The sequence below is a fragment of the Hymenobacter duratus genome, assembly GCF_014698995.1.
GTDB lineage: Bacteria > Bacteroidota > Bacteroidia > Cytophagales > Hymenobacteraceae > Hymenobacter > Hymenobacter duratus.
This window is the reverse complement of sequence record NZ_JACWZZ010000003.1, coordinates 58154-83579: the sequence shown is the minus strand read 5'-3', so window position 1 is coordinate 83579 and position 25426 is coordinate 58154. Positions and strand designations below refer to the sequence as shown.

22 protein-coding genes are annotated in these 25426 nt (G+C 61.0%); 11 read left to right on the top strand and 11 right to left on the bottom strand.

The window, feature by feature from the left end; translation table 11 throughout:
• The first annotated feature begins 42 nt into the window (after positions 1–42).
• The 3 genes from IC231_RS13885 (at position 43) to IC231_RS13875 (ending at position 2481) form a co-directional block, all read left to right on the top strand.
• A complete protein-coding gene (locus IC231_RS13885; protein WP_190785115.1) occupies positions 43–1275 on the top strand; it encodes a hypothetical protein in 1233 nt (410 codons plus the stop codon).
• A 152-nt stretch (positions 1276–1427) separates the two neighbouring features.
• Positions 1428–1964, top strand: a complete 537-nt coding sequence (locus IC231_RS13880; RefSeq protein ID WP_190785114.1) for a hypothetical protein — start codon at positions 1428–1430, stop codon at positions 1962–1964.
• 115 nt (positions 1965–2079) lie between these two features.
• Positions 2080–2481: a vitamin K epoxide reductase family protein gene (locus IC231_RS13875; protein WP_190785113.1), complete on the top strand. Its 402-nt coding sequence runs from the start codon at positions 2080–2082 to the stop codon at positions 2479–2481.
• Positions 2482–2559: 78 nt separating this feature from the next.
• Here IC231_RS13875 and IC231_RS13870 read toward each other — a convergent pair whose 3' ends face one another.
• From IC231_RS13870 to IC231_RS13855, 4 genes are all read right to left on the bottom strand, one after another.
• Complete coding sequence (locus IC231_RS13870) at positions 2560–4767, bottom strand: xanthine dehydrogenase family protein molybdopterin-binding subunit (protein WP_190785112.1); 2208 nt, start codon at positions 4765–4767, stop codon at positions 2560–2562.
• Positions 4768–4806: 39 nt separating this feature from the next.
• Positions 4807–5274 (bottom strand): (2Fe-2S)-binding protein, encoded by a 468-nt coding sequence (locus IC231_RS13865; protein ID WP_190785111.1) that lies wholly within the window; start codon positions 5272–5274, stop codon positions 4807–4809.
• Between the two features lie 69 nt (positions 5275–5343).
• Positions 5344–6603: a TCR/Tet family MFS transporter gene (locus IC231_RS13860; RefSeq protein ID WP_190785110.1), complete on the bottom strand. Its 1260-nt coding sequence runs from the start codon at positions 6601–6603 to the stop codon at positions 5344–5346.
• A 119-nt stretch (positions 6604–6722) separates the two neighbouring features.
• Positions 6723–10142 (bottom strand): UvrD-helicase domain-containing protein, encoded by a 3420-nt coding sequence (locus IC231_RS13855; RefSeq protein ID WP_190785109.1) that lies wholly within the window; start codon positions 10140–10142, stop codon positions 6723–6725.
• Between the two features lie 77 nt (positions 10143–10219).
• On the opposite strand from IC231_RS13855, the gene IC231_RS13850 reads away from it, so the two are divergent.
• Positions 10220–10762: a hypothetical protein gene (locus tag IC231_RS13850; RefSeq protein ID WP_190785108.1), complete on the top strand. Its 543-nt coding sequence runs from the start codon at positions 10220–10222 to the stop codon at positions 10760–10762.
• A 12-nt stretch (positions 10763–10774) separates the two neighbouring features.
• On the opposite strand, the gene IC231_RS13845 is transcribed toward IC231_RS13850, so the two are convergent.
• The gene (locus IC231_RS13845; RefSeq protein WP_190785107.1) at positions 10775–11185 is read right to left on the bottom strand and encodes an acyl-CoA thioesterase; all 411 of its coding nucleotides are present in this window, start codon (positions 11183–11185) and stop codon (positions 10775–10777) included.
• A 238-nt stretch (positions 11186–11423) separates the two neighbouring features.
• On the opposite strand from IC231_RS13845, the gene IC231_RS13840 reads away from it, so the two are divergent.
• Both IC231_RS13840 and IC231_RS13835 read left to right on the top strand, forming a co-directional pair.
• Positions 11424–11615 (top strand): cold-shock protein, encoded by a 192-nt coding sequence (locus IC231_RS13840; RefSeq protein WP_073282449.1) that lies wholly within the window; start codon positions 11424–11426, stop codon positions 11613–11615.
• 394 nt (positions 11616–12009) lie between these two features.
• On the top strand, positions 12010–13926 hold the full coding sequence (locus IC231_RS13835; protein ID WP_190785106.1) for a DEAD/DEAH box helicase: 1917 nt from the start codon (positions 12010–12012) through the stop codon (positions 13924–13926).
• A gap of 227 nt (positions 13927–14153) precedes the next feature.
• Here IC231_RS13835 and IC231_RS13830 read toward each other — a convergent pair whose 3' ends face one another.
• Entirely contained in the window at positions 14154–14609 is a 456-nt protein-coding gene (locus IC231_RS13830) for a PA2169 family four-helix-bundle protein (RefSeq protein WP_190785105.1), read from the bottom strand.
• A gap of 123 nt (positions 14610–14732) precedes the next feature.
• The gene (locus IC231_RS13825) at positions 14733–15980 is read right to left on the bottom strand and encodes a BaiN/RdsA family NAD(P)/FAD-dependent oxidoreductase (protein ID WP_211539060.1); all 1248 of its coding nucleotides are present in this window, start codon (positions 15978–15980) and stop codon (positions 14733–14735) included.
• 187 nt (positions 15981–16167) lie between these two features.
• Between IC231_RS13825 and IC231_RS13820 the strand changes: the two genes are divergently transcribed.
• The 3 genes from IC231_RS13820 (at position 16168) to IC231_RS13810 (ending at position 18026) form a co-directional block, all read left to right on the top strand.
• Positions 16168–16326, top strand: a complete 159-nt coding sequence (locus tag IC231_RS13820) for a hypothetical protein (RefSeq protein ID WP_190785104.1) — start codon at positions 16168–16170, stop codon at positions 16324–16326.
• 335 nt (positions 16327–16661) lie between these two features.
• Entirely contained in the window at positions 16662–16895 is a 234-nt protein-coding gene (locus tag IC231_RS13815) for a hypothetical protein (RefSeq protein ID WP_190785103.1), read from the top strand.
• Positions 16896–16904: 9 nt separating this feature from the next.
• Positions 16905–18026 (top strand): hypothetical protein, encoded by a 1122-nt coding sequence (locus IC231_RS13810; protein ID WP_190785102.1) that lies wholly within the window; start codon positions 16905–16907, stop codon positions 18024–18026.
• Here IC231_RS13810 and IC231_RS13805 read toward each other — a convergent pair.
• Positions 17944–18807 (bottom strand): Rossmann-fold NAD(P)-binding domain-containing protein, encoded by an 864-nt coding sequence (locus IC231_RS13805; RefSeq protein ID WP_190785101.1) that lies wholly within the window; start codon positions 18805–18807, stop codon positions 17944–17946. The genes IC231_RS13810 and IC231_RS13805 overlap by 83 nt on opposite strands.
• A gap of 242 nt (positions 18808–19049) precedes the next feature.
• On the opposite strand from IC231_RS13805, the gene IC231_RS13800 reads away from it, so the two are divergent.
• Positions 19050–19928 (top strand): SDR family oxidoreductase, encoded by an 879-nt coding sequence (locus IC231_RS13800; protein ID WP_185889693.1) that lies wholly within the window; start codon positions 19050–19052, stop codon positions 19926–19928.
• A 122-nt stretch (positions 19929–20050) separates the two neighbouring features.
• Here the strand turns inward: IC231_RS13800 and IC231_RS13795 are convergent, their stop codons facing one another.
• Complete coding sequence (locus IC231_RS13795; RefSeq protein ID WP_190785100.1) at positions 20051–20917, bottom strand: LysM peptidoglycan-binding domain-containing protein; 867 nt, start codon at positions 20915–20917, stop codon at positions 20051–20053.
• 191 nt (positions 20918–21108) lie between these two features.
• Here IC231_RS13795 and IC231_RS13790 point away from each other — a divergent pair, with 191 nt between their 5' ends.
• Positions 21109–21867, top strand: a complete 759-nt coding sequence (locus IC231_RS13790) for a glycosyltransferase (RefSeq protein WP_190785099.1) — start codon at positions 21109–21111, stop codon at positions 21865–21867.
• On the opposite strand, the gene IC231_RS13785 is transcribed toward IC231_RS13790, so the two are convergent.
• Both IC231_RS13785 and IC231_RS13780 read right to left on the bottom strand, forming a co-directional pair.
• Positions 21864–22694 carry a hypothetical protein gene (locus tag IC231_RS13785; protein WP_190785098.1) on the bottom strand — a complete coding sequence of 277 codons (831 nt, stop codon included), beginning with the start codon at positions 22692–22694 and terminating at the stop codon, positions 21864–21866. The genes IC231_RS13790 and IC231_RS13785 overlap by 4 nt on opposite strands.
• 237 nt (positions 22695–22931) lie before the next feature.
• On the bottom strand, positions 22932–25196 hold the full coding sequence (locus tag IC231_RS13780) for a S46 family peptidase (protein WP_190785097.1): 2265 nt from the start codon (positions 25194–25196) through the stop codon (positions 22932–22934).
• Positions 25197–25426 lie beyond the last annotated feature (230 nt).

Genomic DNA, 25426 nt, shown 5'->3' with positions numbered 1-25426 from the left:
CAGAAAAGGCGCATCAGCGCCGGGAAATGACGGCTGCTTTTTATGAACAACTACCCGGCACGCGCAAGTGCCATCATCCTCAGTTGGCTAGGCGTCGGCCTAGCTGGCTGCAACCAAACTACACCCAATACCGAGCGGGCCACTGCCCCGCCGGTAGCGGCCGACACCACTGCCCAGCCGCTGGCTCCGGCTCCGGCCCTAATTCCCGACACCATCAACTGGATGGCACCCCGGCGCGACCCGGCCGGCCCCGCTGATACCACGTTGCTTATTGATGGGCAACGCTACCGGCTGCTGCTAACTGCCGTGCCCGACTCCAGCCGCAAGCTCACGTACACGCCTCAGTACAACGCAGAATCGGGAGGGCCGGCGGACAGCACGCGGCTGGAAGCGCCAGACGTGGTGACGGGAGTGGACATGGTGCTGCGGTTTACGCTGCTGGATGCGCAGAACAAGACCGTATTTCGGCGCGAGCTGCGCAAAAAAGATTTCAACGGCGTAGTCGCCGAGGATATTCTGGTGCCCAGCGAGCCGCAGCTGCCTGCGCTGCTGGGCTACGTAGAGGCGCTAAAAGGCTTTGCTTTCCAGCAGACGTTTTTTATTCCGGATACCGACGTGGGCAGCTACGCCGTGCTGCTGCTGGGGCTGGATGGGCGGCTGCGGGAGCTGGCCTACAGCAACTCGCTGGCCGTCGACCGCACCGACTGTGAGCCCCGCTTGGCTCCCAACGGCCGGGCCCTGCTGACCTGCACGCAGCTGCTGGTGCCTGGGCGCAAGCCCATTTCCCTGCAGAAGCCCGCCGCCCAAACCGTGCTGGCCCGCTTTCTTTCCGACACAACGCTACTGGTGGTGTATGCCTACGGCACGTACCGCTACACCCAGGACGAAGCCGGTGGCCGGTCGATGGAATTTGTGGAGCCGCCCCGGATGCGCACCGTGCCGAATGCCTTCGTGCTGAATCTGCAAGGCCAGCCCCTCGCCAGCTTCCGCTACAATGGCTACACCAATGAGCTGGGCTACTCCGTACCCCGCCACTATCTGCCCCAGACCAGCACCTATTACCTGCTCGACGAGGCGCGCGGCCTGCGCCTGTTGAACAAGCGCCAGCCCACCAGCCCGCAGGAAATCCGGTTCCGGCAGATGGCCCGCTTCACCGCCCCTCAGCGGCCCCGTGAGGTGCAGTTTCGGCTGCAGGGCACTTCGGTGAGCTTCGACTTTTACGTGGACCCGGACCGGCCGGAGCAGATTCGCTACCGGAAGGTGAGCGGGGAGTAATATATGGCTGTCAGTTAATGACCACGTAAGCTATGCGTCCTAAAATAACGTCTCGTATCATTCCCGTTGCGCCTTCCGCCTCAAAAAGCCCGCAAGAGTACGTGTGGCCTGTGGTGGGAATCGTCTTTGTGATTCCTGTAATGGCCATAAGTATGCTGCTTTTCGCTCCCTTTCTACTGCTGATTAGGAGTTGGGAATGGCTGATAGCACGACTACGAGCCACTATCGGCTGGCCAACGGGAAGCCCGCCGCCACCTCCCAGCCTCATCAGCCTGCTACGCAGCCCGAAGGTTAAGCTGAGCTATTTGCCGGGCTGGGCGTTCAACATCACGCCCCCAGAGTTTGCGGACTGGATAGTGAAAAATGTAGATGATGAATATACCATGACCGACAGCGTGGTACAGCTTCATACTGCTCCAGCAATTGTAGGGCTGCATCAGCAGTTGATTGGCGCCCTACGCCACCCGTGGCGCGAAGGAATCTTGCTGCAACTGCTGGAGGCTACGAACAGACCGGATGGCCCGGCCGGTACCTCCTGGCTGGTGTATCTCGACCTGGAAACGCTGCACTGGCAGCGCCTGCAGGAACTGAAGCAGTGCCAGCTGGAAAGCACCCCCGATGCCCCCGACGTGTTGCGCGGCTGGCTGGAAGATGGGAGTGAGGTGTGCCTGCACGTAGCTGCTGTATAATCCGCCGCCGAAAATCTCACAAGGAAAAATCAGTAGCCTACAACCTCTTCGTTAACCTCGCCCAAAGCGTCATCGTACTCAGTTACAGACATCCACACTGTAACTATCCGATTCGATGAACCCTACGCAACTCAGCCACGAGCTTCGCCACGGCCAGAGCCCCGACCCACCCGTCGGCCCTTTCGATTCCGACAAAGTAGACGCCTCCGACTACGGCTACAAGCGCCTCGACACGCCCGACGCGCTGCCTATGATGGTCACGTATGGCCTCACCGCCTGCCTGGCCGGGGCCGGCGGCATCGAACGGGCCACCACGCAGCCCGCGCTTCCCGTGGCTATGGCCGCCAAAACCCTGTTCGATACTGCCAATACGTTGTTTCTGAGCCGCGAAGAGTGGCAGGAAAACAAGGCGCTGTGCTTCTACTGCCAAATGGCGACGGTAGCCTCCATTGCCTCGCTGGTACTGGCCCTCCCCGAAGCGTCAAAAGGCCTAAAGAAACTACTTGGCCGCCGTTAGTACCGTTCCAAAGAAACGTCCTTACCTCACCCGCTGCATGCGGCGGACCCCTGGAGGCAGGCGGAGCACCGTCTCAATTCACCCCAGCAGCTTCTCGGGGCGGATGGGCAGGTGCCGCACCCGCTTGCCGCAGGCATGGAACACAGCGTTGGCTAAGGCAGCGGCCGTGGGTCCCTGGGCGGCTTCGCCGGCACCGAGGGGCGGCTCGGTGGGGCGGTCCAGGACGGCTACTTCCACTAGCGGCGCCTCATCGAAGCGGAAAATCGGGTATTGCTCCCACTGCCGGGTGGTGATGCCCTGCGCGTTGAACAGCACTTCTTCGTTGAGGGTCCAGCTGGCAGCTTGGGTGAGGCCGCCCTCGGTCTGGTTTTTCAGGCCGTCAGGGTTGATGACTTCGCCGGCATCAATGGCGGCCCAGATGCGCGGCACCCGCACAAAGCCGGTACCCGGGTCCACGCTGACTTTGGCCACCACGGCGCAGTAGGCGGCCGTGTTTTTGTAGCGCGCGAAGGCCAGGCCCAGCCCTTCGTTGGCCGCCGGTTTCTCCCCTTTCACCATCTCGCGCACCCTGCGGATAACAGCTTTGGCGCGCTCATCGGTGAGGTGGCGCAGGCGGAATTCGTAGGGGTCCTGCCGGGCCTGCACGGCCAGCTCTTCCATGAAGGATTCGAGGGCGAAGATGTTGCCGAACGCCCCCAGCCCCCGCAGTGCCGATACCCGCAACGGCCCTTGCACGGCGTGGGCCCGCACCTGCAGCGCCGGAAACTGGTAATACGGCTCGGCGTTGCGGTGAATGCCACCGCTGAAGTCGTCCTCTGTTTTGGGCAGCTGCGGCTGGGCCATATACTGCGCCGCCAGCAGCTTTTCGGGCGAGCCGGCGGGCCGGGTGCTGTGCGTATCCGACCACAGCTCGTGCTGCCAGTGTGTGATGCGGCCGGTTTTGGCCTCGACGCGGGCCTGCAAGTCGAAGAGCATGGCGCTGCCGTAGGGTTCCCAGGCGTGCTCGTCGTCGCGGCTCCACTGCAGGCGCACGTGGCGGCCGGGCACGGCGCGGGCCAGCAGGGCGGCATCGGCGGCCACGTCGTCGGCGCCGTTGTGGCCGTAGCAGCCGGAGCCGGGCACGCCTTTCACGTGCACGTTGTCGGAGTGAAGGTTCAGCAGCTTGGCCAGCGACTCGCGGAGCGGATACACGCCCTGGCTGTGCGTCCAGACGTGCAGTGCCTGGGTGCCGGGCTCGAACAGCGCCACCGCGCAGCTCGGCCCGATGGAGCCGTGCATGAGGTAGGGCTTGAAGTAGCTGGCCTGGTGGGTGAGGACGCCCGCCGCCGGCGCCTTCAAAAAGTCGCCCTTGCGGGCTACGTCCTTCACGGTGCCTGGCAGGCTTCGCAGCAGCTCGGGCAGCGGCTTATCTACGGGCAGCGCCCGCCCCGCCGACCACTGGGCGTGCAGCCGGCCGTAGTCCTGGGCCCGCAGCGCCTGGTATTCCTGCTCGGCCAGAATGCCTACGAAGCTGCCGTCTATTACCGTTTTCAGCACGCCGGGAATGGCCTGCTGTAGTGCTTTCGTATCGAATTGCAGCAGGGTGGCTTCGTAGGAGTGGGGGCGCAGCACGCGGGCGTGCACCATGCCCGGAAAGCGCAAATCCTGCACGTAGTAGGGCTCGGCCCGTACCATGTGCTCAATGTCCTGGCGGGGCACCGAGCGGCCCACGTGCTGGTACTGGCTTTTGGGCTTGAGCGGTGCGGGCTGGCGTACTTCATCAGTCAGCTGCCGCCCGCCCAGCAGCTGGTCCACCGATACCCGCCGGCCGTTCGGGGCCACCACCGCCCCGGGCTCCAGGCGCAGCTGGCTGACTTTCTGCCCCAGTACCGGCGCGGCCAGCGCCAGCAGCTTCTGCCGGGCCGCCGCCGCCGCGTGGCGGATGGCCATGGCGCTCTGCTCGATGGAGGCGCTGCCGGCCGTGTACCGCTCGTCGGGGGTGCGGCCGGTTTCGGCTATGGTCACTTCCACGGCTTCCACGGGCAGGTTCAGCTCCTCGGCCGCCACCTGCGCCACCGCCGTCCGGATGCCCTGCCCGATTTCGATTTTGCCCGTCAGCACCCGCGCCCGGCCGTTGGGCAGGATTTCCAGCCAGGCGTTGATGCGCGGGTTGTCCTGCAGGCTGCCGGGCAGTTCGCCCTTCTGCGGCGCGTCAGCCAGCAGCTCGCCCGCGCCCAGCAGCACAAATCCAATGGTCAGGCAGCCAGTCGTTTTCAGGAAGTCGCGGCGGGAGGTATCGGGCAGCATAGTCAGGAGAAACAGGCGAAAGGAAGAGTATCGGGCCGCTTAGCCGGCCGCCGCGCGCTGCACCGCCCGAATGGCACGGGTGTGCACGCTACACCGGCACAGCACCCGAAACAGCCCATTGCGGATCGCCTCTTCGCTCGGCTGCGGATATTGCTTCAGCAGCGACACGGCCGACATCACCATGCCGTTCAGGCAGAAGCCGCACTGCGCCGCCTGCTCCTGCACAAACGCCGCCTGTACCGGATGGAGCGTGCCATCGGGGCGGGTGAGGCCTTCGAGAGTGGTGATGGCCACGCCGCCCGTGGTCTGGCGCACGGGCAGCTGGCAGCTGGGCCAGGCAATGTCGTTGAGCAGCACCATGCAGGCCCCGCACTGCTGCAGGCCGCAGCCGAACTTCGGGCCATTCAGCCCCAGATTATTGCGCAGCACGTAGAGCAGCGGCGTTTCGGGGTCAAGGCGCAGCGTGTGCTGCTGCCCGTTCACGAGCAGAGTGAGGTCGGCTTCCATCTCCGGCAATACTGCTGAAAGCCGGAAAAAGATGCTGCGCCAGCAAGAAGGTGCGCCCGGCGCGGGCAGCTAGTGCCCGACGGGAGCCGCCGACCCGGGCGGTGCGGCCGGCACTTCCAGCTCCTGGTGGCCCAAGGAACGCAGGGCCAGCAGCAGGCTGCCCACCGTGAGGACAGCTGCCGTCAGGAAGGCCGCGCCGGGAAAGTGGACCGGCGCGGTGGGGCCGGTGAAGTAGGAAAACAGGTTGGTCATCAGGGGCGGCCCGACGATGGAGGTCAGGCTCACGAGGCTGGTAAGCGCGCCCTGCAGCTCGCCCTGCTCGGTGGGCGGCACCTGCCCCGACATGATGCCCTGCAACGCCGGCCCCGCTATGCCGCCCAGGCAGTAGGGCACCAGAAAGGCAAACATCATCCAGCCCTTCGAAGCAAACGCAAACAGCAGAAAGCCCAGCGCATACAACCCAATACCCACGAATACCGACCGTTTCGGGCCCAGCCGGGGAGCGGTATAGCGGATCAGCAGGCCCTGCACAAGGGCCGTCAGGGCGCCCACCACGCCCAGCGAATAGCCCACCCAGGCCTCATTCCAGTGAAACCTATACATCGTGAAATACGACCAGGTACTCTGCGTGGCATGGGCCGCAATGTAGATGAGCACCAACGAGCCCACCAGGCCCAGAATAACCGGGTACTTGCGCAGCTGCCGCAGCGAGCCGACGGGGTTGGCCCGGCGCCAGTCGAAGGGCCGGCGGTGCTCCTTGTCCAACGACTCGGGCAGTACAAAGAAGCCGTAGAGCCAATTCAGCAGCGTGAGGCCTGCAGCCACCAGAAACGGCACCCGCGGCCCGAAATGCCCCAGCAGCCCGCCAATCACCGGCCCAATGATGAAGCCCAGCCCGAACGCGGCCCCAATCATGCCGAAGTTCTGGGCGCGGTTTTCGGGCGTGCTGATGTCGGCAATGTAGGCCGAGGCCGTAGTGAAGCTGGCCCCGGTGATGCCCGCAATGATGCGCCCCACAAACAGCCATGCCACAGTCGGGGCGAAGGCCAGAAACAGGTAGTCGAGGCCGAACCCGAATAGGGCCACCAGCAGCACCGGCCGCCGCCCGTATTGGTCGGAGAGGTTGCCGAGGATGGGTGAAAACAGGAACTGCATACCCGCAAACGCAAATCCCATCCAGCCGCCATACCGGGCGGCAGCGCTCAGCGGCTCACCGGTCAGCTCCGTAATGAGCTTGGGTAGCACCGGAATGATGATGCCAAAGCCAATGACATCGAGCAGCAGCGTGATGAAAATAAACGCCAGAACGGGTTTTCGGGCAGCAGACATAGGCAGGCAGTCAGAAGTGAGCAGCCCAAAAATACGGAGGTTTGCGGTAGCCGGAAATAGACGATGCTAAAAAAATTAGCGAAACACGAATTGGCTAAGTTAATTGTCCGAAGGCAGGGCTAAAAAACCAGTACTTCTTCTGTGCCAAAGTAATACAGCACGCACTCCACCTGGCTATAGCCCAGCTGCCGGAATAGCTGGGCGTACTGCTGCAGCGGCAGGCGGTGGGCCGGGCTGGGCGGCGGCACCTTGAAATCGAGGAGCGTGACGCGCACGGCGGCCCGGCCGGTTGCACTGGTCACGGCCTCGAACACCACCCGGTCGGGCTTGTAGTCGCGCCGCTTCACGCCGCCCACCAGAATTTCGCGCTCCGTTTCCACTGATACCTGCTCGCTGAAGTAGCGCGCCAGCTGCGGATGGTCTACTACCAACTGCAGGCGTTGCTCCAGGGCTGGCCGTTCCCGGTTGCTGATGAAGCCTTCGGCCGCCAGCTGCCGGGCTATCCGCTCCACATCCTGGGCCAGTACCAGCCGGCGCAGGCCGTAGTGCAGCTTCCGGTTCCACTCGCCCAGCCGCTCCTGCACGTCAAAGTCGAACACCGTGTTGGCGTGGCGGCGTAGTCGCAGCCGCTCCTCCCAGGGTGCGGTTTCGAGGTTGGTGAGCGGAAAGCTATTCGTAGTTGATGGCTCATTTTTCAGGCTGTTTTCGGCAGCCATGCCTTGTGAAATGACGAATGATACCCGCTCATCGTCCCACAGTTCCTGATGCTGCAAATACTGATGCAGCAGAGCCGCCACGTTTTTGGCCGGTCCTTCCGGGGCGCCGTCATCGGCGGCTTTTTTGCTGGTTTCGGGCCGCTTGCTCAGGATGTAGAGCCGGTGCCGGGGGCGCGTAAACGCCACATACAGCATGTTCAGGCCTTCCAGAAACGTCTTTTCGCGCTCCTCCAGGTACTGGCCGGCCAGCGCCGTGCGGCCCAGGCTTTTGGTGAGGGGCACCACGGCCACGGCCGGCATTTCGGCCACGGGCTTGTCCTCGTCGGAGAGCCGGCCCCAGAGCAGCGTGCCGCGGTAGGGCTCCAGGCTCCAGTCGGCGAAGGGCACAATCACCACCCCGTAAGCCAGGCCCTTGGCCTTGTGCACGGTGGTAATGGTAATGGCGTCGCGGCCGGCGGGGGCGTTGATGCTCAGGCCGGCTTTGCGCTGCTCCCAGTAAGCCAGGAAGTTATTGAGGTTGTTGCCGTAGCGCAGGCTGTAGTCGAGTGTCAGGTCCAGAAACCGGAACAGGTACTCACTCTCGCCGTTGCGGCCCAGCAGCCCAAACAAGCCAATCAGCCGCTCGGTCAGTTCATATAAGCCCAGATTGCCGGTTTCGTGCTCCTGCAAATCAAAGCCCAGCGCCCGAAACTCGTCGAAGAAGTCGGCGGCGTGCTCGGCATTGGCCAGCGTGGCCAGGTGGCGTACGCGGGCAGGAGTAGGGGCCACGCGGCGCACCACTTTGTCGAGCAGCAGCAGCGCCTCGGCCCGGGCCAGCGTGTCGGCAGGCTGGTTGAGCACCCGAAAGATGGACACCAGCAGGTTCACCACCTCCGCAAACTCCAGCGACAGGGAGTCGGCCGAAATGATGTCGTAGCCGCGCTCCTTCAGAAACTTGGCTACCAGCCGGCTCCCGCGCCGGGTGCGGCTTAGCACGGCCACGTCCTGCGGCCGGAATCCGTCGCGCAAGGCCTGCTGCACCAGCGCCAGCGTGAGGTACAGCGTGCTTTCGTCATAGTCGAGGGTGGCCTCCGGTAGATAGCCCGGCAGCGGCTCTTCGGTGTAGCTGCCGGCGGCGGCATCGTAGCGTCGGGCCGGGGTCTCGGCCTGCGTAAATAGAATTTCGACGTGGCCTGGCAGCAACTCCTTGTCCGGCACCGACTGCCGAAAGCCCGGCTCAAACAAGTCCTGTACCAACGCAAAGTCAGGATGCTGGGCGCGCAGCTGGCTGAAAAACAAGTTGTTGAACGCCACAATTTCCGCTGCCGAACGGTAGTTAACGTTCAGCGAAGCCGCTTCCAGCCGCCCGTCCAGGCCTTGGTACCGCTCCTGCAGCAGCTGCCGGGTTTCGGGGTCGGTGGCGCGGGCGGCTAGGGCGGCGGTGTTGCCCTGGTGCAGGCGCAGAATCTGCTCCATCTCGCCGCCGCGCCAGCGGTAGATGGCCTGCTTGGCGTCGCCCACGGCCAGGTTGAGGAAGTCGTTGCCGAGGTTGTTTTCCACCAGCGGCAGCAGGTTGTTCCATTGCAGCACCGACGTGTCCTGGAACTCGTCGATGAGCAGGTGGTTGTACCGCTCGCCCAGTCGCTCGTACAGAAACGGTACCGGCTCCTTCAGCACGATGCCCGCAATGCGGCGGTTGAATTCGCTGATCAGCACGATGTTTCGCTCCCGGCTCACCTGCTCCACTATCTTGTTCAACTCGCTCAGCAGCGAGGCATGAAACAGGTAGGGCTGCATTGCCGACACCAATAGGTAGCCGCTGAGGTGCCGCTCGCGCAGAGCCAGCAGCTCGGCAAAGGCATCGTCGAGGGCGGGGCGCACGGCGGCAACGCGGCTGGCGTAGGGCTCTTTTTTGCCGGTGGCACTGGCCCAGTTGCCGGTTTCAAACACCTTCAGGGCCGTGGCCGTGGGCGTGTCGCCTTCTTCCAGCCAGCGGTGCCAGTTGGCGAAGTGCGTATACACACCCCGCTCGCCGCCGGCCAGGTGGCTGGGCTCCAGGCCGGCGGCGCGCAGGGCAGCCAGGGCTTTTTCGGTTACTTCCAGCACCTCGGCTTCCATCACGTCGCGGCGCTGGCGCAGGGTTTCGTGCAGGCGGCGGAAGTCCTGCAGCGTCAGCGTCTGGAGCTGCGCCACGGCCTCGTGCACGGTTTCGTTGAACAGAAACTTGCCGAAATCCGCCAGCTCGTCGGGCAGGTTGTTCCAGCTTTTGCCTTCGTCGGCGCGGCTGAGGGCGTACTCGGTGAGGGTGCGGGCCAGTAACTTAGAGTTCGGGTCGCGGTTCACCTTGTCGAGGAGAGCGGCCACGGCGGTTTGCAGCACGGCATCGGTGTCCAGCTCCACCTCAAACGTGGCCGGCAGCCCCAACTCCCGCGTGAAAGCCGTGACAATGCGCTGCACAAACGAGTCGATGGTGCTCACCGCAAAGTCGGCGTAGTGGTAGAGCACCAGCCGGAAGGTTTCCCGGGCCCGGCGGCGCACTTCCTGCTGGCGCTCCTCAGCGGTTTCGGCGCGGCGCGGCAACTGGCCGTCGGCATCCATCTCCTCCGTCACTTCGGCCAGCAGCGTATCCGTCTCGCCTTCCGTAGGATACGCAAACCGCCGCAGCGCTCCAATGATGCGCTGTTTCATTTCGCCCGCCGCATCGTTGGTGAACGTAATGGCCAGCACCCGCTTGAAATACGACGGGTCCTCGCTGCCCAGGGCCAGCTTCAGATATTCCTTAGTAAGCTGGTATGTTTTGCCGGAGCCGGCAGAAGAAGAGTAGATGCGGAAGGTGGCGGGCATTGGGAAGAATAGTAAAGATCTTAGCTTTGAATCTTAAATTTTTTTGCAAAAGCTGATTGCTTATAGTTAAATCGACTATGAAAAAGGTTGTTTCTGTACTTGTATTTTTATCGGTGATATTTGTTTTCGGAGCTTTAATAAATAAGAAGCTAATCTTGCTAAGAGAATTTGGTGAAATGCAAATGCGAAATTTAGGTTTTGCCTCTTTGGATGAAGTAGATTTCAGTTCCGTTTGTGGGCTTGATTACGTAGAAGCGTCGGAACTCAATAGAGTGCGTTATGGTCAATTCAACTCAGGGGCTGTATGTATTGGCTATAACTACATGAAATCTGAATACAAGAGATTGATAGGCCTTGAAAATATTAATGTTCCAGACAATTGCGAGCTAATAAAAATCGCCTCAGACTATTATCAATCTGACTCCACCTATCTAGATGTTTTGTCTCTTTCTGATGAAGACAATTCTATTCATGCAATTGTGTACAGAAAAACAGATGCCATAAAGTGTGCTATGAGGAGTTGTCCAGAATTCATGATGTGGAGAAATGACCGTGTACAGGTGGTCAACCATAAATTAGAAGTGAACAACTATGAGATGATAAACGAACACTGCTTTTAAATGCAGTTGCTCTCACACCGCTCCCCACAGCCGCTCCACCATTTCCGGCGTCACGCGCACCGGGCGCTTGGTGTGCGGGTCCAGCAGCACCCAGTGCGTCTCGGCTTCGCAAAGCAGCTTGCCATCCTCGGCCCGCTCAATGCGCACGAAGCGCTGGCTCTGGGCGCCGCGCACCTCGCCAATCCAGGTGGTGCAGCGCAACTCTTCGCCCAGCAACGCCGGGTGGTGGTAGCGGATGCGGTGCTCCCGCACCACCCATATATAGGAGTGCCCGTCGGCGGGTGGGTAGGCGGCGTGCCAGTGCGCGGCGGCCGTGTCCTGCACCCAGCGCACGTACTGCACATTGTTGGCGTGGTCCAGGTCGTCGATGTCTTCGGGCTGGACGGTGAGCAGGTGCGAAAAGCGGAAAGCAGGCGTAATCATGCCGGGCAGGAGGGTGAGGGCCGTAAAGGAACGCCGAAACGACGGGTTCTGAAAGGGCCTTCGGTCATCAATCCTGAATAACTTCTTGGCCGAGGGGAAGCGAAACTCAAAACTTCCGCTATCTTTGACACAGTTTAAGAATAGTGGCTTACAAGGCCTGTTGAGTACTTTCGATGAGAAGGGGAAAGCAGAGTTGCGTGCTGCTCCTCTTAAAGAAACATCCATCATCACAAGTACCATGCAGACAGGAACTGTAAAATTCTTCAACGAAACCAAAGGCTTCGGTTTCATCAAAGTTGACGGCACCGGCGAAGACATCTTCGTTCACGTAACCGAGTGTGTTGACGAAATCCGCGACAACGACAAAGTGCAATTTGAAATTGCTCAGGGCCGTAAAGGCCTGAACGCTGTAAAAGTGAAGCTGGCTTAGTCCGTTTCCTTTTCGGATACTTAGAAAAGCAGGTTCCCTTGGGGATCCTGCTTTTTTTATGCCCGATTAGTATATCCGTCAACCTGAGCTTGCGAAGGATCTTATCACACCTAACAACAGCAGGCTCTTGCCTGGTAAGGTCTTTCACAAGCTCCGGATGACGGACAAAATTCAAACTGTCATCTGCTTTCCCAATAAATAATCCGTATCTTTGCACCCGCATTTGAGAACGGCCACGTTCCGCGCAGCTTGAGAGCTGCCTTTAAAGAAACTTGTTGGGCCGGCTTTGTCTTCCGTCCGTTGCTTCCGTCACTTGTCGTTGTGTAGAGTGGGAGAAGAGCGTCGCTGAATCCGCTGTTTTCAGAGCTATTCACTCCACTCCATCAACACAGACATGGAAAACGAAACCGTTAAGACCAAGTTCAGCGAGCTGACCCTCTCTGAAGAAATGCAGCGTGCCATCACCGAAGTTGGCTACGAAGAAGCATCCCCCATCCAGGCTGCCGGTATCCCGGTATTGCTCCAGGGCCGCGACGTAATCGGCCAGGCCCAGACCGGCACCGGTAAAACCGCCGCCTTCTCCATCCCCGCCATCGAGCGGGTCGATACCGACTCGCGTGAGGTGCAGTGCCTCGTGCTCTGCCCCACCCGCGAGCTGGCGGTTCAGGTTTCCGGCGAAATCCAGAAACTGGGCAAGTACAAGCGTGGTCTGGCCGTCGTGCCGATCTACGGTGGCTCTTCTTACGACCGTCAATTCCGCGCCCTGGAGCGTGGCGTACAGATCGTAATCGGTACCCCCGGCCGTGTAATGGACCACATTGAGCGTGGTACGCTCAAGCTGGAGCATTGCAAAATGATCATCCTCGATGAGGCCGACGAAATGCTCGACATGGGCTTCCGCGACGACATCGAGACGGTGCTCAAGAAAATGCCCGAAGACCGCCAGACGGTATTCTTCTCGGCTACCATGAGCAAGCCGATCATGGAGATGACCAAGCGCTACCAGAAGGATCCGCAGATCGTGAAGGTGAACCATCAGGAAATGACGGTTACCAATATCGAGCAGAGCTACTTCGAGGTGCGCGGTCCGCAGAAAAAAGACGTGCTGACCCGTCTCATCGACATGTACAACATCAAGTCGGGCATCGTCTTCGCCAACACGAAGCGCATGGTGGACGAGATTGTGGGCGATTTGCAAGCCAAAGGCTACTTCGCCGAAGGTCTGCACGGCGACATGGGCCAGCAGCAGCGCCAGAACACGCTGGATAAATTCCGCAAAGGCACCCTCGAAATCCTGGTAGCTACCGACGTAGCCGCCCGCGGTATCGACGTGGACAACGTGGAAGTGGTAGTAAACTACGACCTGCCCGCCGACGAGGAGTACTACGTGCACCGCATCGGCCGCACCGGCCGCGCCGGCAAGCAGGGCAAGGCCTTTACCTTCGTGAGCGGCCGCGACATCTACAAGCTGCGCGACATCATGCGCTTCACCAAAGCCAACATCAAGCAGGAGCGCGTGCCGTCCTTCGAAGATGTGTCGGAGGTGAAAACCACCCTCATGCTCAACTCCATCAAGGAGGTGATTGTGAAGGGCAACCTGGATAAGTACATTGCCCGCGTGCAACGCCTCATCGACCAGGAGCAGGAAGAAGCCGTTACGTCTTTGGACGTGGCCGCCGCTCTGCTGAAGATGACGATGAAGGAAGACAAGCGCGCTCAGGAAAGCTTGGACGCCAGCCGTACCCAAGGCGCGGCCCGCGCCGGCTTCACCCGTCTGTTCGTGACGATGGGCAAGAAGGACCGTCTGCACCCCCGCGACATCGTGGACCTGATTGCCGAAAACACCAGCCTCACGGCCAGCAAAGTCGGTGACATTGCCCTCTACGACAAGTTCAGCTTCGTGGAAGTACCGAACGAGTTCGTAGAAGAGGTAGTGAGCCAGCTCGGCCGCAGCTCCATCCAGGGGCGTCCGGTGGCCTTCAACATTGCGACGCCCCGCCAGGAAGGCGACGCGCAGCAGGAAGGCGGCAACCGCGGCGGCTTCGGCGGCGGCGAGCGTCCGCGCCGCACCGGCGGTTTCGGCGGCGGTGAGCGTCGGGAAGGCGGCAGCAGCTACGGTGGCAACCGCGGCGGTAGCTACGGCGACCGTCGGGAAGGCGGCAGCAGCTACGGTGGCAACCGTGGTGGCAGCAGCTACGGCGGCAACCGCGGTGGCGGTAGCTACGGCGGCGGCTCCTATGGTGGCGGCAACCGCCGCGAAGGTGGCAGCAGCTACGGCGGCGGCTACAAAGGCAAGCGCGACGACAGCTAAATCATATCACAGATTTTGCAGATTGAATTGATTTCAATCTAAGCCAATTAACGCAAAAGAGCCACTTCGTCAGAAGTGGCTCTTTTGCGTTAATTCAGTATTTGACGGGTAGAATTCGCCAGTGGTTTCGCAAATGCCCATAAAGAAAGCCGCTCCAGTAGAAGCGGCTTTCTTTATGGCTGGAAAGTTGAAGGCTGTTAAATCAACTCTATCGGCACCATCAGTGCTTATTTTTTGGCGGCGTCGCGCAGGTCGCGGATTTCGTCGTGGCCCTGCTTGATGCCGGCGGCCTGCTTGGCAATAAGGGTGCTCAGGTTGCCGGGCAAGCCTTCGATTTTTCGGGCTTTTTCGTAAGCTCCTTTGGCGTAGTCTTCGCCCCGTTCGCACTCAGCTAGGATGCTGTGGCGGTCTTTGCTGGTAATCAACCCTTTCAGGTTGATGAAGGCGCGGTGGATAGTGCCCGTGATGGAAGACTCCGACTCCTGGTTCGGATGCAGATTTAGCTTGTGCATCTCATCCTGCAACTCGGTCAGGTACTCGGAGCGCTGGGCCGCGTATTTCTTGAAAATCTGTTTCAGGTCAGCGTCTTCCACGTCAGTTAGCGCTTCGGCATAGCCTTTCTGGCCATCTTTCAGCGTGTCGAGAAGTTCGTTGAGGCCGGCTTGGACTACTTTAGTATCCATGAGGAATTGTAGATTAAGTGGTAAGAAAGGTGGGTTATGCCCTTCTTTACTCCCAAACTCCTGCCAGGGTTACGGGCACTGAAACGAGAAGAAGCTGATCTTTGTCAGGTCCAGGATGGTAGGCTATTCGGCGGCGGCAGCCATAGCCCGACCGGCCAGATACCCCGTGGTCCAGGCTGCCTGAAAGTTGAATCCGCCCGTAATTCCGTCGATATCAAGTACTTCGCCGGCAAAGTGTAGGCCGGGTACGCGGCGACTTTCCATGGTTTTCATGTCTATTTCTCCCAGCATCACGCCGCCACAGGTCACAAACTCATCCTTATAAGTGGTTTTGCCGCGTACGGGCAGGGCCGTGTTCAACAGCGCTTCAATCAGGCGGTTTTGCGGCTTGGCTGGCAACTCATTCCAGCGTACTTCGGGCCCGATGCCAGCCTGCTCCGTGAGCGTGCGCCACAGCCGCTGTGGCAACCCAAATATTGGATTGGAAACCACGAGTTTGCGGCCGCTCTGCTCGCGGTACTCATGCAGCCAGGTGCGCAGGGTGGCCTCGGTGTGTTCCGGAATCCAGTTGATGAGGGCCGTGCTCTGGTAGCTCAGCTCGTGCAGGCGGCGCGCGCCCCAGGCCGAAAGCTTCAGCACGGCCGGGCCGCTCACGCCCCAATGCGTCACCAGCACGGGGCCTTCGTATTCGAGCTTTTCGCCGGCCACCCGTACTCGGGCCCGCGGCACGCTCACGCCGGGCAGCTCCCGCAGCGGCGAGTCGGGCACGTTGAAAGTGAACAGGCTGGGCACCGGCGCGGCAATGGTGTGGCCCAGTTGCCGCAGCCACTCATACTGGTCGGCTTTGGGGGCGCCGCCCGTGGCAATGAGCAGCCGGTCCACCGTCAGGTCGGTGGCGTGGGACCCGGTGAGGCGCAGGCGGAAACCACCGTCGGGCAGAGGATCAATCTGCTCGGGCTGGGTATGGGTAAGGATGTGCACGCCCGCCTGCCGGGCCGCGTCCAGCAGGCACTGCGCAATGGTTTCCGACGAGTCGGTGACGGGGAACATGCGGCCGTCGGGCTCGGTTTTGAGCGCCACGCCCCGCTGCGCAAACCAACGGATGGTGGCCTGGGCATCAAATTGCCGGAAGGGCTCCTTGAGCTGCTTAGCCCCGCGCGGGTAGTGCGCCACGAGTTGGGCAGGGGTATCGGCGGCGTGGGTTACGTTGCAGCGGCCGCCGCCCGAAATTCGGACCTTGCTCAGCAGCTTGCCGGTTTTTTCTATCAGATACACCGTAAGGCGCGGGTTGGCTTCGGCGCAGGCAATGGCCCCGAAAAAGCCCGCTGCCCCGCCACCCAGCACCGCCACCGTCGAATTAGAATGCTTCACGCCGGCAAAGGTACGACCGGAACCGCGTGGCGACGGCGGCCGCCGCCAGTGGAAAGCGGCAGGCACGGTATGTGGCCCATCAGAAAGGATATAGGCAGGAGATTGAGCAGTGAAATCCGTATACTTAGTGTTCCATTGATCAATTACTTACAGGCACAACGATGGGTGCAATTTCCAACACCGCTATATGGTAGAGCAGCCCGATACGGTGGAGCCAGGAGCCTACGTGCGGACATTGGCCGCCACCAACCGACGAGCCTTTCCGGCCGTAGGACTTAACTTCCTAGAACAGTACCGGCGCACGGGTCGCCCGCTGCTGGCCGTACAAAAAGTAGCTATTCACTAGACACTCTACTTAAGCCCCGACTACTCATGGTAGTTGGGCTTTTCTTGTATATGAAACTGCGAATTTACTTGAGCTTGTGGCTCATAATTGGGCTGTTGAAGATTGCACAAGGCCAACAAACAAATTGGGAGCAGACTAGCATTTTTAGAAACCCCAATCCCCGAACAGTGTTTTCGACAGTCGTTCGAATGCAAATTACTGCGAATAGCATTTATGCAAACGAAACAAATTATTATACTCAATATAGAACCCAAGGTCATTTCGCCCGCTACGACTTAAATGGGAATCTGGTATGGCAGCGAGCTTCCCCAGATTGGCGGTCAGGTGAGAGTGATTTGCGGCCCTGGGGCACGGGAGTGGTATTTGCCGGCGGGCTGCCACCCGCTACCATCCTCCCCGGCAACGGTATCAACGGCTCTACCTACCTGCAATGGCTAAATAGCCGGGGCGATACGGTGCGCACGGTGCGCATTCCGCGCGACACACTGGAAAGCGTACCCGTGCGCCTGCTGGCCCGGCGCGGCTACTACTACGTGGCCGGCATCAGCGACGGGGCCGGCACCGGGTAATCCACACAAATGCCCCACTACTCGTTGTTGTGTACTGACACCACAGGTACTCTCCAGTGGGCACGCAGCTATGCCAGCCCAGCATTCGGCAGCGCCTACACCGCGCATCTCACAACGGCACCCCGCAACGGCCTTTTAGTAACCGGCGGGGTACAATCCCCAGTGTATGGCTTTGATTTCTGGGCGCTCGAAACCGACTCGCTGGGGCAAGTGCGCCGCAGCCGTATTATCCGGCCGCAGGTAGTGGGAGTAGACGTGACCCAAGGCCGACTCTGGAACAACACCATTACTCTGCGCGACGGCAGCGGCTACGTCATGACGGCAGGGCTGAGCTACAGCAACGAGCCCACCCGCAGCTACGGGCTGGTGATGAAGTTCGACACGGCGCTGCAAGTAGTGTGGCAATACCGCCTCGACCCGCCCGCCAACGAGCCGCAGCTCTACTCCTGCAAGGTATACGAGCAGCCCGATGGCACGCTGCTCACGCTCTACACCACCGGCGGGGGCCGTACCCCCAGCAACCGGCTGCAGCTGCTGCGCCTGAGTGCCCAGGGCCAGCGCCGGGGCCTGCGCACCTACTGCACCCAAACCATCACCGACCCACGCCCCTACGACTGGCAGCCGCTGCCCGATTCCTCGTTTGTGGTGGCCGGGCGCTCCGTGCAGGCGTCGCCCCAGGGAAACACGTTTCCGGCTTTTGTGGCGCGCTTCTACACGCCCTGCCCTACGGTGCAGGCGACGGCCGCGCCCGCCGGGCGGGGCGGGCTGGCGCCCTACCCGCAGCCGGCTACGGCCGGGCAGGCGGTGCAGGTGCCCTGGCAGCGCCCCGCCGGGGCAGTTGCCCCGCTGGCGCTGCGCCTACTCGATGCGCTGGGCCGCGAGGTGTTGCGCCAGCCGTTGGCCGGGGCTGGTGGCACGGCCCGGCCAACGGCTGGCGCTGCCCGCCCGGCTGCCCGTGGGCCTGTACGTGGTGCAGCTGCTGGCCGGCGAGGTGCCTGCCGCCAGCAGCCGGCTGCTGGTGCAGGCACCGTAAGCGTCGCCCTGTTGCTTAGCAGCTTTGTAGCGCGGCCAGCACATTGTCGTGCCGGAACTGGTAGCCCGTCACCTGGTGCAGCAGGCTGCTGTCGATGATTTTGCCACTGGTTTCGGTGGTTTCGGGCTGGAACGTGGGCGCCTCCAGGCCCAATACAGCGGCGGCGGCGGGGTAGAAGGTGCGGCGCGGCGGGTGCTGGCCGGCGCAGGCATTGAAGGTATAGCCCCAGGCTTTCTCGCGGATGATGTGTAGCAGCAGCCCCACGCAGTCTTCGAGGTGAATGAGGTTGACGGGTGCGTTGCCCTGCGGCAGGTTGTGGCGGCCCGCCAGAAACCGGCCGGGCGGCCGCTCGGGCCCGAACAGGCCGCCCAGGCGCACAACCGTCGTCAGCCACTGGCCCCAGCGCGGCGTAAACTGCCCTTCGGCCCGCAGCAAATCGGAGGGCGCATCCGGCGACGAAACGGCGTCTCCTTCTCGCATGAGCCGGTTCTCGTTGGGATAAACGCTCGTGGAGCTGACGAACAGCACGTGCCGCACGCCGGCTGCCGCCACCGCCGAGCCTACCGGCCGGAGCAGGGCCGGGTAGGCCCCGGCGGCCGCGGCGCGGGGTGGCACATTCAGCACCAGCACATCTGCCCCGGCCAGCAGCGCGTGCAGCGAGTCGGCATCAATCTGCGAAAACTCCGGGCCCAGCCGCAGCAGGTAGGGCCGGATGCCCGCGTCGCGCAGGGTGAGCAGCTGGGTAGGAGTGGTGGTGGAGCCATTGACGGCGTATCCCTCTGCTACCAGCGCCTTGGCCAGTGGTAGGCCCAGCCAGCCGCAGCCAAGTACGGCAACGGTTGTGGGAGCGGTTCGGGAAGAGTGGGGAGAATCAGCCATGCGGGGTAAAGGTGCGGAAATTTACTGCGTGGCCGAAGGGCTACGACGAAGGGCGCAACCTAGGCATGCGCGCCAAGCGGGACTATGTTAGGAGTTTTTTTGAACTTGCCCACCGGTTGCCTCCCCAAGCAGCCCCACGCAGCCTTTGAAATATGTCATTTTATGAATATAAAATGACACCTCGTGGCTGCTGTGGCATTTTGGTCCTGTGCATTTATTTTTCATTCTCAACCTCCCACTTCATGTCTGCTCACCCGTACGCCCAACCCATGCTCCGCGACAACGCGCTCCAAGGCAAAACTATCGTCGTGACAGGTGGTGGCACCGGCCTCGGCCGCGCCATGACCACCTACTTTCTGCAGCTGGGGGCCAACGTCGTCATCAGCAGCCGCAAGCTGGACGTGCTGGAAAAAACGGCTGCTGAGCTGCGCGAGCAGACCCAGAACACCAACGTGCTGGCCGTGCAGTGCGACGTGCGCAAATACGAGGAGGTAGAAGCCATGCTGCAGAAAACCATCGACACGTTTGGCGGGGTGGATGTGCTGCTTAACAATGCGGCCGGCAACTTCATCAGCCCCACGGAACGCCTGAGTCACAAGGCGTTTGATGTAATTGTGGATATTGTGCTGCGTGGTTCCTACAACTGCACGCTGGCCTTCGGCAAGCGCTGGATTGCGGACAAAAAGCCCGGCACCATCCTCAACATCGTGACGACTTATGCCTCCGTTGGCTCGGCCTACGTAGTGCCTTCGGCGGCTGCCAAAGCTGGCGTGCTGGCCATGACCCGCTCACTGGCCGTGGAATGGGCCAAGTACGGCATCCGCTCCAACGCCATTGCCCCCGGCCCGTTCCCAACAGAAGGCGCCTGGAGCCGGCTTTTTCCTGAGCCATTAGCTAAAAAGCTCGATCCGGCTGCGTCCGTGCCGCTCAAGCGCGTCGGCGACCATCAAGAACTGGCCAACCTGGCCGCCTACATGGTGTCGGATTTCTCGGCCTATATGAATGGAGAAGTAGTAACTCTCGATGGAGGGGAGTGGCTGAACGGGGCCGGTGAGTTCAACAAGCTCGAAGCCATTCCGGCCCCGATGTGGGACGAAATCGAAAAAGCCATGCGCCGCTAAGCTTCGATAGCAGCATAGCTAGAAACGTCATTCCGCGCGACGTTGAAGAAGCTCGCTAGTGTGGTAGAATCATCTATTACACTAGCAAGCTTCTTCAACGCCGCGCGGAATGACGTTTTGTGTTAGAACTTATAGCCCGGAAAACCCTTAGTGAATTCGGCGGCGGGAATGGGCTGATTGGCTACTACGTCGCTGAATTCGAACTTCTCGAACAGGCCTTTGTCGTCGTTTACCTGCACCACTAGCGGGAGCATAATCTTCTGGTCGACGCAGACAATGGTGCGACGGCCGTAACTGTTGGGCACCTGCAGGGTACGGCCTACCTCAACTTTTTCGCCGGGGCTGAGGCCGTTGCGCTCCATAACGCGGTACTCGCCGCAGCCAAATTTGTCGGCAATCCGCTCGGGGGTGTCGCCGGCCACAGCTTTATAAGCCACGTAGCGAAACTGCGGAAAATCGGAGCGAAGCACGTAGCACGGGCGGCCCGCAATGGTTGTGTCGCCGGCGTAGCGAAAACTCTTCTCGAAGCTATGGTCGCGGCGCTGGCTGGAGCCTTTGATGAGGTCGGCGATGGTGCCAAAACCCGCATCCAGCACCGTATGGTGCTGGTTTTTGCGCATCACGGAGCCGTTCGGGTCCAGGTTGAGCGTCACGTACGGAAAGCTGTTGGGGTACACCCAGGCGTCGCCATCGTTCTGGCCTGTCACCCAAAGCACTTCAATACCTTTGGCGTTTTTGAGGTATACCCGCAACGGACCGAACGTCATTTTCATGGCCGTGCGCGCCTGCTGGTATTTGCCATCGGCCAAGCGCTCCTGGGCCCGCACATTGCAGCGCAGACTTTTCAGGTTCTCGATGGTGCTACTGAGGCGGCTCATCAACTGCTCCGTCGTGATACGGTCGGCGCCGGGGGCCGGTGAGGGGAGAAAAGCGGCGAAAGCCACTCCTAAGCCAAGAAACAAAACCGGAAACCGGGAAAAAGGCATCATAAAGAGAATAAACGGAAACGTAAGTTAAGGACGTGGGCCGCACAGTGCACAAACCGGGCCGGAAGAAACTAAAAATCAACAACACGCGCTTAACGCCATTTCACGGCTCAGAGTTAAGGCAGCACGGCAATCGGCAACTTTTTCAGGCCGAAGCCGGAATAATGGGGCAGACTGTTCCTGACTTTTCTCCGATGCACTTCACTGTAATTACGCCTACCCACAACCGCCGACAGTTTCTGCCCGAAGCCGTGGCCAGTGTCCGTGCCACCGTCTCAGCGCCCTTAGATTTCGGGTATGAGCATTTCATCTGCGAAAATGCTTCCACGGATGGCACCGCCGATTGGCTACGCGAAGCCGTGCACCAAGATGGGGCGCCCGTGCGCACCATCAGCCAGCCGGACAAGCTGCTGCCCGGCCCGGCCCGTAACCTGCTTATTCGCCAGACCACGGCCACCGGCTGGATTGTGCCCCTCGATGATGATGATGTGCTACTACAGCGCTGCCTCTTCCACTACGCTAGCCTAGTGCAAGGCCACCCTGGTCAGCAGTGGTTTGTGGCTGATTTTCTGCGGGTGGACGAGGAAAAGCGCTATCTACCCGGCGAGGACTACTATGCCTGGAAATTCGAAACGCCGGCCGATATGCTGCGCGCCATCTTTCGGGCCGAGCATTTCATTCAGGGCAATGTGTGCTACAGCCGCCAGCTGTTTGATGAAGTAGGCGGCTACGACGAAGAGCTGAAAATGGCCGAAGACTTGGACCTGTACGTGCGGTTCTTGTTGGCTGGATACCTGCCGGTTGTCTCACCCCACATCAGCCATCTGCACCGCTTCCACACGAGCAACGTCAGCATTGGGGTAGACGCCGAAAAGCACGGCACCGACCTGCGCGATATATATGACAAGTATGCCGGGCAGCTGCAGGCGCTGGAAATTGAGCGGCCCGGCTAAGGCTGCTTTTGCTGTTGTTCAAAGGCCTTGCGTGTGAGCAGGGCCAGAGACGCATCGGCCGGCGTAAATACCGAGACGAACTTTTCGCCTAACACCACATGCTGCTTGCCGGGCAATTGATGGCGGTACAGAAGCAGCGTGCAGATGTCGGTGGGGGTGATGAAGGCTGCCGCGCCGGGTTGATGCGTATGCAGCGTAGCCGCTACTTTTTGGCCTGCCGGGGCCGCACCGAGGGCAATAAAGCTGCTGTGCAGCTTTTCTTTGCGGAGTAGCCGGCCTGCCGAATCATAGCGCAGCAGGTAGTCGTTGCCGAGCGGCACGGTGCCGGCGGCGGTGGCACCGGTAAGCACATACACCCAGGTTTCAGCGCCTTTTTCCAGCAGCACCGGGTTCAGCGAGGCATTCTTCGGTATTTCGAAACCAGCAACGCGTGGCAAATCCTCCATTGATTTCGTGCGGATGGCCAGCAGCCGTTTCTCGCGTTCCGTTAGCGGGCGGCTGCCGGAACGGTGCGCGCTGGCCGCCCGGATGTTGCCGATTGGGAAGCAATAGGCCAAAAGCACCTGCGGAGCCGCTTGGGTTCCGCCTACGAACACCGTGCGTACGGAGTCGTCGGGGGTGGCGTAGCTGAAGTAGCTGCGAACCTGCCGGGTCTCGAAGTTGCTGGCCTGCAGCAGGTCGGTGGCTACCCAGGATGCCCGCTCGGAAGTGTAGAGGGCCAGTCCTTCGCGCAGCAGATTTTGGCGGGTAGCTTCCAGGCTAAGCTGCGCCAGCGCCGCACGCAGCGGCAGAGCCAGCAGCACGCCGGCCAGTAGGTAGATTTTCATAAATACACGAGCTATTCAACACTAAACAGCTACAAGAAAGCCTGCTCCTGTGAATAAAGCAAGGTCTCTGCGCTACTGCTGCTATATATAGTTTCTGCGCTGTTTTGCAAAGCTCCGGGGCCGTGCGCCAGACTACCGCCGCAACTCAGGCTACCGCCGACGGCGCAGTATGTGACAGGCAAACAAAACGCCCGCTACATACCAGTAGCGGGCGTTTCAAATGGGGGGCGCAGACGCTTAGCTGGCTTTCTGGCGGGCGGGCTTACGCTTTACTTTTATTTTTTCCAGCTTCCTGCCCTCAACCGGGGCGCTGGCTTCGTTGGGAGCTCCTACCAGCGTCATTTCCTTTACCAGGTGGCTGGCCCCGGCAAATTTGTCGACCACAAACAGCATATAGCGCACGTCCAGCGTGATGTTGCGCACCCGGTCCGGGTCGAACATGATATCGGACATGGTGCCTTCCCAGTTCCGGTCGAAGTTGGTGCCAATCAACTCCCCGCGGCCGTTGATGACGGGCGAGCCGGAGTTGCCTCCTGTCGTGTGGTTGGTGGCAATGAAGGCCACTGGCACCGAGCCTTTGTAGGCATAGGGGCCGTAGTCTTTGGCGTTGTAGAGCTCTGTGAGGCGGGCCGGCACTTCAAACTCGGGGTTCGTAGGGTCGGCTTTCTCCATGATGCCGTCGAGGGTAGTGTAGAAGTCGTACTTCGTGCCGTCGGCGGGGTTGTAGGGCTGCACCTGGCCGTAGGCCACTCGGAGCGTGGAGTTGGCGTCGGGGTAGAACTTGCGGCTGGTTTGCTGCTGGCGCAGGCCGGCCACGTAGGTGCGCTGGAGCAGCGCAATGTTGTCGGTGGCGGTGGTGTAAGTGGGCAGGATGGCCGTGCGGTAGTTGGTGATGATGGACGAAGCCAACTGAGCCGCCGGGTCGTCGAGCAGGGCGCGGGCGTTGCCTTTGGCCACTTCATTCAGCACGGCCTGGGCACCGGCCTCACTCGTCAGGCGCGACTTGCTGTAGAGCTGGGCTACGTAGGTGTTCCAGCCGCCTTTGGTGGCGTACTGCTTCTGCAGGCCCTGCACGTAGGCTGGCAGCAGCGTGGGTGGCGTGCCGTTGGCGTAGAGCGGCAGCAGCGCGGCGGCCACTTTCTGGTCGGTGGCAGGAGTAGTATTCTTAAAGAAGTTGACGGTGCCGCCACGGGCTTTTTCCATGGCGGCGGCCAGCTCAGCAGCCGGGGCTTTCTTCTCCACCATTTCGGCCAGCGGGAGCAGGCTGTTGGCATAGGCCAGCAACTCGATACCCAGCGCGGCTTCGGTCACGTAGTCGCGGGCCAGAGTGTAGTCGCGGCTGGTGGCGTAGTATTTCTGGAGCTGCGGGAGCAGGTTGGCGTAGGCAGCGCGGCGGGCATCGTCGCCGGAAGTGGCCCACTGCTGGAACACGGCTTCCTGCTCCTGCTTGCGCGTTACGGCGTCAAGCTTTTTCAGGCCGCGCACCTCGCCAATCCATTTTTTCCAGTAGTTGGCAATGCTGGCGTACTTGGCTGCGTACTGAATGCGCACCCGGTCCGAGGCTTTCATGTCAGCGTCCAGCACCTTCAGCTTAGCTTCGCGAATCCGGATTTTGGCCGGGTCCGACACCGAGTAAATTTCATCCACCCCCCACGAAGTGAGATACTCGTTGGTGCGGCCCGGGAAGCCGAATACCAGCGTGAAGTCGCCGGGCTGCACGCCGGCCAGCGAGATGGGCAGGTGGTGGCGCGGCTTGAACGGCACGTTCTGGGCCGAATAGGGCGCGGGTTTGTTGTCGGGGCCGGCGTAGATGCGGAAGATGCTGAAGTCGCCGGTGTGGCGGGGCCAGGCCCAGTTGTCGGTATCACCCCCAAATTTGCCGATGCTGCTCGGCGGCGCGCCCACCAGCCGGATGTCCTGGAACACCTCCGTCACGAACATATAGTATTCGTTGCCATTGAAAAACGGCCGGATAAACGATTGGTAGTGCGTGCCTTGCACAGCGGCCTGCGCAATACGCTGGATGTTGGCCTGCACCAGCTTTTCGCGGTCGGCCTCCTGAATATTCTGGGTTGGTACGCCGGTCAGCACCTGGCTGGTCACGTCCTCCATCCGCACGATGAAGGTGGCCGTGAGGCCCGGATTGGTCAGCTCCTGCTCCCGGTTCATGGCCCAGTAGCCCTTGGTGAGGTAGTCCTGCTCCACCGACGAATGCTGCTGAATCTGGCCGTAACCGCAGTGGTGGTTGGTGAGCAGCAGGCCCTGGTCGGAGATGATTTCGCCGGTGCAGCCGCCCCCGAACTGCACCACGGCATCTTTCAGGCTGCCCTGGTTGATGGAGTAGATCTGGTCGGCGGTGAGCTTTAGGCCTTTGCTCTGCATGTCGGCTTCGTTGAGCTGCTTAAGCAGCAGCGGCAGCCACATGCCCTCATCGGCGCGGGCCTGGGGCAGGAAGGAAAGAAACGTAAGGGCCAGCAGCGCCAGCCGCGAAGTAATGCGCATAAGAGGGGAATTGGTGGGCGAAACGCAAAGATAACCAGCCAGGGGAGCCGGCAGAAGTCAGACGCTTATTTGGGAGAAAGGATGCACAAAAAAGCCCAACCTACGCTGTAGATCGGGCTTTTATAAACACTCAGGCTGGCCTTACGAATGCCCCAGCTCAGCTACAGCCGGCGCGTTCTGGGTATTGGTGTTGGAGGCCGCCGGATTTCTGGAAGCCGCTGGAATGTCGT